This window comes from Mesobacillus sp. (assembly GCF_049588175.1).
Taxonomy (GTDB): domain Bacteria; phylum Bacillota; class Bacilli; order Bacillales; family Cytobacillaceae; genus Mesobacillus.
Genome location: NZ_JBAVFI010000514.1, coordinates 1 through 1,770, shown reverse-complemented (window position 1 = coordinate 1,770; position 1,770 = coordinate 1). Strand labels below are relative to the sequence as shown.

At 42.5% G+C, this 1,770-nt stretch carries 3 protein-coding genes; all 3 read left to right on the top strand.

The annotated features are described in order from the left end of the window. Positions 1 to 189 precede the first annotated feature (189 nt). Positions 190 to 885 carry a 5'-methylthioadenosine/S-adenosylhomocysteine nucleosidase gene (gene mtnN / locus WB217_RS12595; RefSeq protein WP_423993565.1) on the top strand — a complete coding sequence of 232 codons (696 nt, stop codon included), beginning with the start codon at positions 190 to 192 and terminating at the stop codon, positions 883 to 885. A 2-nt stretch (positions 886 to 887) separates the two neighbouring features. Next, positions 888 to 1,355: an S-ribosylhomocysteine lyase gene (locus tag WB217_RS12590; protein WP_423993564.1), complete on the top strand. Its 468-nt coding sequence runs from the start codon at positions 888 to 890 to the stop codon at positions 1,353 to 1,355. Between the two features lie 15 nt (positions 1,356 to 1,370). Beyond that, positions 1,371 to 1,770, top strand: a 400-nt coding sequence (locus WB217_RS12585; RefSeq protein WP_423993563.1) for a PLP-dependent cysteine synthase family protein, incomplete at its 3' end; no start/stop codon positions are given.

The following is a 1,770-nucleotide window of genomic DNA, read 5'->3' as shown; positions in this document are numbered from 1 at the left end:
TAACAAAACAAGGCTATAAAAATTTGTTGGAGGATCTTCAGAGAGAGTACTATACAACGCTTGATGTACTTGATGAGCTTTTCAAGAAAAATGGATTCCAGGTCAGATTTGAAAAATTAAACTCCTACGTCTGGCTAATGGAGGCCGTTAAAGAAAATCGTAACTAACATGGATTGGAGAGTTGTACCTATGAGAGTTGGAATTATCGGAGCAATGGATGAAGAAGTCGAATTATTGCGGAGCAAGCTTAACGAACGAAAGGATACGAGCCTTGCAGGTTCAGAGTTTTATCAAGGTAAGATTGATAGCTTAGAAGTTATCCTCCTTAAGTCCGGAATAGGAAAAGTGAACGCAGCATTAGGTACAGCCTTATTGATTGAAAAATTCCAGCCAGATGTAATTATCAATACAGGCTCGGCTGGTGGTTTCCACAGGGACCTGAATGTTGGCGATGTCGTCATTTCAACGGAAGTCCGTCACCATGACGTGGATGTCACAATTTTTGGTTATGAATATGGGCAGGTTCCAAGAATGCCTGCTTACTTCTCGCCGGATCAAAGGCTTGTCAGCGCTGCTGTAAAAAGTGCCGAAAAAATAAATGGCATCCAGGTTGCTGAGGGGTTGATCGCTTCCGGTGATTCCTTTATGAATGATCCTGAACGAGTCGATTTCATAAGGTCGAAGCTGCCTGATTTATATGCTGCTGAAATGGAAGCAGCAGCGATCGCCCAGGTTGCCTACCAGTTTGAAGTGCCTTTTGTCATTATCAGGTCATTATCAGATATTGCTGGAAAAGATTCCAATCTATCATTTGACGAGTTTTTGGAGACAGCTGCAAAAAATTCTGCAGAACTAATTTTACTAATGTTAGAGGAGCTGAAGTAATTATGGTTAAAAAGATGAATGTTGAAAGCTTCAATCTTGATCATACAAAAGTAGCTGCACCGTATGTCCGTCTTGCTGGCACAACTCAAGGAGCTAATGGAGACGTGATTCATAAATACGATATCCGCTTCTGCCAGCCGAACAAGGAGCATATGGAAATGCCAGGTCTTCACTCTCTTGAGCATTTGATGGCTGAGAACATCCGCAATCATCATGACACTGTAGTAGATATCAGTCCAATGGGATGCCAGACTGGGTTTTATTTAGCTGTCATTAATCATGATGACTATGATGATATTCTTGTAGTCTTAGAAAAAACACTGAAGGATGTTCTTGAAGCGGAGGAAGTTCCTGCATGCAACGAAATCCAGTGCGGCTGGGCAGCAAGTCACAGCCTTGACGGCGCGAAAGAAATTGCAGTTAAAATGCTGGCGAAGAAGGATGAATGGCGCCAGGTGTTTGCTGAATAAGGAGAGTCTTTGGAAATGACAGTGTACCGCAGTATTCATGAAATTATTGGACAGACACCAATGCTTGAACTAACTCAATTTCAACTGCCAAACAATGTCCGTTTATTCGCAAAGCTGGAATACTTGAATCCAGGAGGCAGTATTAAAGACCGCCTGGGGCAGGAATTGATAGAAGAGGCGTTAAGAGCTGGCAAATTAAAAGCAGGCGGAACCATTATCGAGCCGACAGCGGGCAATACAGGGATTGGTCTTGCTTTAGCTGCAATTAATAGGGACATTAAGGTAGTTTTTGTGGTTCCTGAAAAATTCAGCATCGAAAAGCAGGAAATCATGAAGGCTTTAGGGGCCGAAATTGTTAATACTCCCACTGCTGAAGGAATTGAAGGGGCAATCCGTAAAACAAACCAATTGCTTG

Bases quoted from the DNA above. Each gene is read 5' to 3' on its own strand.
- mtnN (WP_423993565.1), top strand. From the start codon at position 190: ATGAGAGTTGGAATTATCGGAGCAATGGATGAAGAAGTCGAATTATTG.
- WB217_RS12590 (WP_423993564.1), top strand. From the start codon at position 888: ATGGTTAAAAAGATGAATGTTGAAAGCTTCAATCTTGATCATACAAAA.